This is a genomic window from Type-D symbiont of Plautia stali, assembly GCF_001485335.1.
Lineage (GTDB): Bacteria > Pseudomonadota > Gammaproteobacteria > Enterobacterales > Enterobacteriaceae > Pantoea > Pantoea vagans_C.
Genome location: NZ_BBOC01000027.1, coordinates 52,015 through 60,801 on the forward strand (window position 1 = coordinate 52,015; position 8,787 = coordinate 60,801).

General features: G+C 51.5%; 9 protein-coding genes. 8 read left to right on the forward strand and 1 reads right to left on the reverse strand.

The window, feature by feature from the left end; translation table 11 throughout:
- Nucleotides 1–53: 53 nt before the first annotated feature.
- Complete coding sequence (gene bolA / locus PSSD_RS10825; protein WP_039330055.1) at nt 54–368, reverse strand: transcriptional regulator BolA; 315 nt, start codon at nt 366–368, stop codon at nt 54–56.
- Nucleotides 369–636: 268 nt separating this feature from the next.
- On the opposite strand from bolA, the gene PSSD_RS10830 reads away from it, so the two are divergent.
- From PSSD_RS10830 to PSSD_RS10865, 8 genes are all read left to right on the forward strand, one after another.
- On the forward strand, nt 637–1,215 hold the full coding sequence (locus PSSD_RS10830; protein WP_039330053.1) for a lipoprotein: 579 nt from the start codon (nt 637–639) through the stop codon (nt 1,213–1,215).
- A 53-nt stretch (nt 1,216–1,268) separates the two neighbouring features.
- Nucleotides 1,269–2,756 carry a muropeptide MFS transporter AmpG gene (ampG, locus tag PSSD_RS10835; RefSeq protein ID WP_058972251.1) on the forward strand — a complete coding sequence of 496 codons (1,488 nt, stop codon included), beginning with the start codon at nt 1,269–1,271 and terminating at the stop codon, nt 2,754–2,756.
- Between the two features lie 439 nt (nt 2,757–3,195).
- A complete protein-coding gene (cyoA, locus tag PSSD_RS10840) occupies nt 3,196–4,122 on the forward strand; it encodes a cytochrome o ubiquinol oxidase subunit II (protein ID WP_039330050.1) in 927 nt (308 codons plus the stop codon).
- A 4-nt stretch (nt 4,123–4,126) separates the two neighbouring features.
- Complete coding sequence (gene cyoB, locus PSSD_RS10845) at nt 4,127–6,109, forward strand: cytochrome o ubiquinol oxidase subunit I (RefSeq protein ID WP_039330047.1); 1,983 nt, start codon at nt 4,127–4,129, stop codon at nt 6,107–6,109.
- Nucleotides 6,109–6,723 (forward strand): cytochrome o ubiquinol oxidase subunit III, encoded by a 615-nt coding sequence (locus PSSD_RS10850; protein ID WP_038648564.1) that lies wholly within the window; start codon nt 6,109–6,111, stop codon nt 6,721–6,723. Before cyoB ends, PSSD_RS10850 begins: the two co-directional genes overlap by 1 nt.
- The gene (locus tag PSSD_RS10855; RefSeq protein WP_034828092.1) at nt 6,723–7,052 is read left to right on the forward strand and encodes a cytochrome o ubiquinol oxidase subunit IV; all 330 of its coding nucleotides are present in this window, start codon (nt 6,723–6,725) and stop codon (nt 7,050–7,052) included. Before PSSD_RS10850 ends, PSSD_RS10855 begins: the two co-directional genes overlap by 1 nt.
- Before the next feature lie 13 nt (nt 7,053–7,065).
- The gene (cyoE, locus tag PSSD_RS10860; protein WP_039330043.1) at nt 7,066–7,953 is read left to right on the forward strand and encodes a heme o synthase; all 888 of its coding nucleotides are present in this window, start codon (nt 7,066–7,068) and stop codon (nt 7,951–7,953) included.
- 130 nt (nt 7,954–8,083) lie between these two features.
- On the forward strand, nt 8,084–8,787 hold a 704-nt coding region (locus tag PSSD_RS10865), incomplete at its 3' end, for an MFS transporter (protein ID WP_153011432.1).

Genomic DNA, 8,787 nt, shown 5'->3' on the forward strand with positions numbered 1-8,787 from the left:
TAGATGAAAAGAAAACGGCCCGCAGGCCGTTTTTGAGAGAGGAAATTCATGACTTATGCCAGGGTGCCCGCACCGCGACAATTAGGGGATGCCAGTACAGTATCTTGCAGTCCATCCCACTCTTTTTGCGTGTAGGTATGCAATGCCAGCGCGTGCACGCTACCTGCTAACTCTTCCGTCAATTCACCATAAATGGCGCGGTGACGTTGCAGGAAACGCTGACCGGTAAACAGGTCACTGACAATCACCACTTTAAAGTGACTTTCAGAACCGGCGGGCACGTTATGACGGTAGCTCTCATCATGCACTTCGAGATGTGCAGGTTCGAACGCCTTACGCAGCTTTTCTTCTATTTGTTCGCGAATCATTTTTAACACTCCTCTACGGCGAGCGCTGTGCCCCATCTGATTAAATATTAGTAGGTTTTTTACCCATTCCGCACAGGAGCAGGAAAAAAAGCTCGTTATGCTGCGCATCTTAACTGGCTCAGCAGGCAGGTCAACCGGGCTGAGTCTCTGTCTGTCTGAAAAAAGCCTTTACAATCAATTTCCACTGGTACGGGGCTTTCTTCGCCGTCATGCAATGCTATGATGGCCGCAGTTTTGCAAACCAACCCATATGCTAACGAGAATGAGTATGTTGAAAAAACTGTTATTCCCTCTGCTGGCTGCTTTCATTTTGGCCGGCTGCGCCAGCAATAATACCACCTTAAATATCCAACCTAAGATCCAGTTGCCTCAGCAGGATCCCAGCCTGATGGGTGCCACCATCAGTGTAAACGGTGCCGACCAACGTTCAGATCAGGCATTAGCTAAAGTGAACCGCGATGGCCAGTTGGTGACGCTGACGCCTTCGCGCGATCTGCGCTTCCTGCTGCAAGAAGTGTTGGAAAAGCAGATGACTGCGCGCGGTTATATGATTGGACCAAACGGTGCGGTTGACCTGCAGATTGTCGTCAATGGTCTTTACGCTGATGTGACACAAGGCAACGTGCGCTACAGCATCACCACCAAAGCTGACATTTCTATCATTGCGACCGCTAAAAACGGTAACAAGCAGGTGAAAAACTATCGTCAGACCTACAGCGTTGAGGGTGCGTTCACCGCCACCAACGCGAAAATCACCAATGCGGTTAACTCAACACTGAGTGATGTCATTGCGGATATGGCGCAGGACACCAGCGTTCATAACTTCATTAAACAGAACGCCCGTTAATTCCTCAGCTATTTTGCCCGGTCACTCTGGCCGGGCTTCATTTCAGGTTGGTTATGACTTCTCACTATCTACGCATTTTCACCCAACGTAACGCTGCCGTTTTGCTGTTGCTGGGGTTTGCCTCTGGCCTGCCGCTGGCACTGACAGCCGGTACTTTGCAGGCGTGGATGACCGTAGAGAACGTCGATTTGAAAACCATCGGTTTCTTCTCCCTTGTCGGCCAGGCTTATGTCTTTAAGTTCTTGTGGTCGCCGATGATGGATCGCTATACCCCGCCGTTTCTTGGACGTCGCCGTGGCTGGCTTTTGCTGACGCAGTTGGCGCTGATCGCGGGCATCGTTGCGATGGGCTTTATGCAACCTTCGCGTGATCTTACTCTGCTGGCCGCCTTAGCGGTGCTGGTGGCATTTTGCTCCGCCTCACAGGACATTGTTTTTGATGCCTGGAAAACCGACGTGCTGCCTCCCGAAGAGCGTGGCAGCGGCGCAGCGATTACTGTTCTGGGCTATCGCCTGGCGATGTTGATTTCCGGTGGCCTGGCGCTATGGATGGCGGATCGCTATCTCGGCTGGCAAGCCACCTACTGGTTAATGGCACTCCTGATGCTGCCCGGTCTGATCGCGACTCTTCTGGCGAAAGAGCCAGAGGTCCCTGCGCGTGAGCCTCATTCACTGCGCCAGGCCGTGACCTTCCCACTAAAAGATTTCTTTCTGCGCAATAACGCCTGGCTGCTGATTACTTTAATCATCCTTTATAAGCTGGGTGATGCCTTTGCCGCGTCACTCACTACCACGTTCCTGATTCGCGGCGTCGGCTTTAGCGCGGGTGATGTCGGCCTGGTCAACAAAACCCTCGGCCTGCTGGCGACGATTGTCGGCGCGCTCTACGGCGGTCTACTGATGCAACGCCTGACGCTGTTCCGGGCGCTGATGATTTTCGGCATTCTACAAGCCGTCTCCAACTTTGCGTATTGGCTGCTGGCTGTCACGCCACCACATTTATGGAGTATGGCGAGCGCGGTGTTTATCGAAAATCTGTGCGGTGGCATGGGCACCGCCGCCTTCGTGGCGCTATTAATGACGCTGTGCAACAAATCCTTCTCTGCTACACAGTTCGCCTTACTCTCCGCACTCTCTGCGGTTGGCCGCGTCTACGTAGGCCCAGCCGCAGGCTGGCTGGTGGAATTATGGGGCTGGCCGACCTTCTATGCGTTCACCGTGTTTGCGGGTGTACCGGGCCTGCTGCTGCTGTGGGTCTGCCGTGGCACGTTACAAGCCATACAGCAAAACGGGGAATTTGTGATGCGCAGCCTCTGGCCGCAAGGCTATCGTTGGACAGTGCGCCTGTTCAGCGCGGGTTGTGGCTTACTGGTGCTCTGGCTGCTGGCTTTAGCGCTTAACGCCTCAGGTGTCTGGCATCTGGGAGAAGCCCTGACGCCGCTGTTTGAGGCAGGTATGGCTGTCGCGCTGGTTGCGGTAGCCTTGGGTGTCACACTGGATTGTCTGGCGTTGAGAAAAACGTCAGCACGCAATCTGAGTTAAGTGATCCTAATTTGCCGGCGCCTAAATATTTGGCTAAAAATTAACAACGAACTTATTTTAACGAATAGCATTTTTTTCATCGCGAAAAAGAAACATTAATTTAACAACCTCGGGAAATATTAAAATCCGGTGCGCAATTACTTTGTAGTAAACACGTCACCCAAATGATGCATAATTGTTAAATAAGTGGGCATAAAAAGTACGGTTTATGCTTTCCCTGATTTTTCTGCGGTTTCTGTCATCTGTTTTTGTTATATTGACGCCAACTGCTTGTCGCAGTTAATAATTTGTCACCCCCCGCAACATCTGTGACACCCTTAGCAAAAGGTGTCAACAGCCTTCTGACACATCCTTAAGCTGGTTTACACTGCATAAACCTTCCCGTAAAATGCGCGCACACTTAAACGACAATAGAGCCCTTTGTCATTGAGGTCGTTAAATGAGACTCAGGAAATACAATAAAAGTTTGGGGATTTTGTCATTAATTGCAGGCGCTGTATTACTCAGTGGCTGCGATAGTGCGTTGTTAAATCCCAAAGGACAGATTGCACTGGAGCAACGTTCGTTGATTCTGACAGCTTTCGGCTTGATGATGATCGTAGTTATCCCGGCAGTCTTCATGGCGGTATTCTTTGCCTGGAAATATCGGGCAACAAATACTAATGCAACATATAGCCCTAACTGGTCACACTCTAATAAAGTGGAAGCCGTGGTCTGGACCATCCCGATCCTGATCATCATCTTCCTCGGTGTGCTAACCTGGAAATCGACTCACGCTTTAGAGCCAAGCAAACCGCTGGTCTCTGATGTGAAGCCGGTTGAAATTGATGTTGTCGCGCTGGACTGGAAATGGCTGTTTATCTACCCAGAACAGGGTATTGCGACGGTTAACCAGATTGCCTTCCCGGCAAACACTCCGGTTAACTTCAAGATCACCTCCAACTCCGTAATGAACTCCTTCTTTATTCCTACGCTCGGTAGCCAGATCTACGCCATGGCGGGCATGCAGACTAAACTGCACCTGATCGCCAATGAGCCAGGAACATTTGACGGTATCTCTGCGAACTTCAGCGGTCGCGGTTTCTCTGGCATGAAATTCAAAGCCATTGCAACCAAAGACGATGCGGAATTCCAGCAGTGGGTGGCTAAAGTTAAAGCAGCACCTAACGCGCTGACTACCATGGATGATTTCGAGAAACTGGCTGCGCCAAGCGAAAATCACCCAGTGGAATATTTCTCTACTGCGAATCCAGAACTGTTCAAGCAGGTTATTGATAAGTTCATGATGAGCCACGGGAAAATGGACATGTCAGAGCACAAAGGCATGGACATGAATCACGCCGCTGCTGCGGGAGCCGAGGAATAATACGATGTTCGGAAAATTAACACTGGATGCAGTGCCCTACCACGAACCCATTATCGTGGTTACGGTTGCCGCAATCATCTTAGGTGGTCTGGCACTGGTTGCCGCGATTACTTACTTTGGTAAGTGGCAATACCTGTGGTCAGAATGGTTTACCTCTATTGACCACAAAAAACTGGGTATCATGTACATCATCATGGCTTTCGTCATGCTGCTGCGCGGCTTTGCCGATGCGGTAATGATGCGTACCCAACAAGTCATGGCTTCCGCAGGTGAAGCCGGCATCTTACCACCGCACCACTACGACCAGATCTTCACCGCTCACGGCGTGATCATGATCTTCTTCGTAGCGATGCCTTTCGTGGTAGGTCTGATGAACATCGCGGTACCGCTGCAAATCGGTGCACGTGACGTTGCCTTCCCGTTCCTGAACAACCTGAGCTTCTGGTTTACCGCGATCGGTGTGATCCTGGTGAACATTTCTCTGGGTGTGGGCGAGTTCGCACAGACCGGCTGGCTGGCTTATCCGCCACTTTCGGGCGCGGAATACAGTCCTGGCGTCGGGGTCGATTACTGGATCTGGAGTCTCCAGCTTTCCGGTATCGGTACGACACTGACCGGTATCAACTTCTTCGTGACCATTCTGAAGATGCGTGCACCGGGCATGGACCTGTTCAAAATGCCTGTATTCACCTGGGCATCACTGTGTACTAACGTCCTGATCATCGCTGCGTTCCCGGTACTGACCGTTACGCTGGCACTGTTGACACTTGACCGTTACCTCGGCTTCCATTTCTTCACCAATGAAATGGGCGGTAACATGATGATGTACGTCAACCTGATTTGGGTCTGGGGTCACCCGGAAGTATACATCCTGGTTCTGCCGGTCTTCGGTGTGTTCGCGGAAGTCACTGCGACCTTCTCGAAAAAGCGTCTGTTTGGTTACACCTCTCTGGTGTGGGCGACCATCGCCATTACCGTTCTGTCGTTCATCGTTTGGCTGCACCACTTCTTCACCATGGGTGCCGGTGCGAACGTTAACGCCTTCTTCGGTATCATGACGATGATCATCGCGATTCCGACCGGCGTGAAAATCTTCAACTGGCTGTTCACCATGTATCAGGGTCGCGTTGAGTTCCACTCAGCGATGCTGTGGACCATCGGCTTCCTGGTCACCTTCTCTATCGGTGGTATGACAGGTGTTCTGCTGGCGGTTCCAGGTGCAGACTTCATTCTGCATAACAGCCTGTTCCTGATTGCTCACTTCCATAACGTCATTATCGGTGGTGTGGTGTTCGGTTGTATGGCAGGTGTGACCTACTGGTTCCCGAAAGCATTCGGCTTCACCCTGAACGAAAAATGGGGTATCCGCGCCTTCTGGTTCTGGATCATCGGTTTCTTCGTTGCCTTCATGCCGCTGTACGCGCTGGGCTTCATGGGTATGACTCGTCGTATCAGCCAGGACATCGATCCTCAGTTCCACTCACTGCTGGTGGTTGCAGCAGGCGGTGCGGCACTGATTGCATGCGGTATCCTGTGCCAGATTACCCAGTTCTACGTTTCTGTGCGTGACCGCGACCAGAACCGCGATCTGACCGGTGACCCGTGGGGCGGTCGTACGCTGGAGTGGGCAACCTCTTCACCGCCACCGTTCTACAACTTTGCTGTTATCCCTCATATCCACGAGCGTGATGCGTTCTGGGAAATGAAAGAAAAAGGCGAAGCCTACAAGCAACCAGAAAAATATGAAGAAATTCATATGCCGAAAAACAGCGGCGCAGCCCTGATTATCGCAGCATTCATGACCGTATTTGGTTTCGCGATGATCTGGCACATCTGGTGGCTGGCTGGCCTTACCTTCCTGGCCACAATTGTGACCTGGATTGTGAAGAGCTTCGATGAAGACGTGGATTACTACGTTCCGGTTGCTGAAGTTGAGCAAATCGAGAAGAAGCACTTTGACGAAATCAGCAAAGCAGGTCTGAAATAATGTCAACTGAAACTGCAAAACACCACCACGACGCCCATGCGGAGCATGGGCATCACGATGCAGGAGCCAATAAAGTCTTTGGCTTCTGGATCTACCTGATGAGTGACTGCATTATCTTCGCAACCCTGTTTGCGACCTATGCAGTTATGGTCAATAACACTGCCGGTGGCCCGGCAGGTAAAGACATCTTTGAACTGCCGTTTGTGCTGGTAGAAACCGCGCTGCTGCTGCTCAGCTCCATTACTTATGGAATGGCAGTGATTGCGATGAACAACCAGAACAAGGGTTCGGTCATCAGCTGGTTGGCATTGACCTTCCTGTTCGGTGCCGGATTCATCGGTATGGAAATCTATGAATTCCATCACCTGATTCTGGAAGGCTTTGGTCCTGACCGCAGTGGCTTCTTGTCAGCGTTCTTCACGCTGGTCGGTACCCACGGTCTGCACGTGACCTCTGGCCTGATCTGGATGGCAGTGATGATGTTCCAGATCTCTAAACGTGGTCTGACTGCAACCAACCGCACCCGTATCATGTGCCTGAGCTTGTTCTGGCACTTCCTGGATGTGGTGTGGATTTGCGTATTCACCGTTGTCTATCTGATGGGAGCCATGTAATGAGTCATTCAGTTAACGAACATGGCGCTTCTCACGGTAGCGTGAAGTCCTACATGATCGGCTTCATCCTCTCTATCATCCTGACCGGTATTCCGTTCTGGATGGTAATGGATGGCGGCGCATCACACGGCACAATTCTGGGTGTGGTTCTGGTGTGTGCAGTGGTTCAGGTGCTGGTGCACCTGGTCTACTTCCTGCACTTAGACAGCAAGTCAGAAGGTGGCTGGAACATGGTGGCGATTGTCTTCTCAGCACTCATTATATTGATTGTTGTCGTCGGCTCACTGTGGATCATGTGGAACCTCAACTACAACATGATGGCCGACTAAAGAGTCACACGTAATGATTAAGCAATACCTGCAAGTAACAAAACCAGGAATTATTTTCGGCAATTTAATTTCTGTGATCGGTGGATTCCTGCTGGCCTCCAAGGGCAGCATTGATTACACCCTGTTTCTCTATTCGCTGGTGGGCGTATCACTGGTTGTCGCATCAGGTTGTGTCTTCAACAACGTGATTGACCGTGATATCGACATCAAGATGGAGAGAACGCGGAACCGTGTTCTGGTCAAAGGCCTGATCTCGGCGAAAGTAAGCCTGGTTTATGCAACCGCATTGGGTATTGCTGGCTTTGCGCTGCTGTATTTCGGTGCTAATCCGCTGGCCATGTGGCTGGCGGTGATGGGCTTCGTGGTGTACGTCGGCATTTACAGCCTCTACATGAAGCGTAATTCCGTCTACGGCACACTGATTGGTAGCCTTTCTGGCGCAGCGCCGCCAGTGATTGGCTACTGCGCAGTCACCAACCAGTTTGATGCTGGCGCCTTGATCTTACTGGCTATCTTTAGCCTGTGGCAGATGCCGCACTCGTACGCGATTGCGATCTTCCGCTTCAAAGATTATCAGGCTGCCAACATTCCGGTTCTGCCGGTGGTGAAAGGCATTTCGGTCGCTAAAAATCACATTACGCTGTATATCCTGGCGTTTATGATTGCGACCCTGATGCTGACACTTGGCGGTTATGCCGGCTACAAGTATCTGGTGGTTGCTGCGGCAGTGAGCGTATGGTGGCTTGGCATGGCACTTTCAGGATACAAAACCTCAAACGATAAAGTTTGGGCGCGTAAACTGTTCGTGTTCTCTATTGTCGCTATCACTGCACTGAGCGTGATGATGTCGGTTGATTTCATGACGCCGGCCTCAAAAGACCTGCTGACGTACGTCTGGTAATACAGCTCCGCAAATCCTGAAAGGGCGCGAATTTCGCGCCCTTTCTTTTTGTTACCACTGCTTAAGAACAAATGTTTTACCCGCCCTACCCTGCTGCCTAAAATGGGCGCAGCTTAATTTTGAGGTAAACATGAACGACAATAAAATGACGCCAGTAGAGCTTCGCGCTACATGGGGTTTAGGCACAGTATTTTCCCTGCGTATGTTGGGGATGTTTATGGTCCTGCCGGTACTTACCACCTATGGCATGGCGTTGCAGGGAGCCAGTGAAACCTTAATTGGTCTGGCAATTGGTATCTATGGTCTGGCACAAGCCGTGTTTCAGATTCCGTTTGGTCTGCTCTCCGATCGTGTCGGCCGTAAGCCGCTCATCGTTGGCGGATTACTGCTCTTTGTTCTCGGTAGCGTCATTGCTGCCATGACCACCTCCATCTGGGGGGTGATTCTTGGCCGTGCGCTGCAAGGCTCAGGCGCGATTGCCGCGGCTGTCATGGCGTTGCTTTCCGACCTTACCCGTGAACAGAACCGCACCAAAGCGATGGCGTTTATCGGTATCAGCTTCGGCGTGACCTTTGCTATTGCGATGGTTGTCGGCCCGATCGTTACCCATGCGCTGGGCTTACATGCGTTGTTCTGGATGATTGCCATCCTTGCCACACTCGGCATCGTCATTACGCTGCTGGTGGTACCCAACGCGCCTAATCACGTATTGAACCGTGAATCAGGCATGGTCAAAGGCAGCATCCGCGCGGTACTCGCCAATCCAAAGCTTCTAAAGCTGAATATCGGCATTCTCTGCCTGCACATTTTGCTGATGTCGAGCTTTGTCGCCCT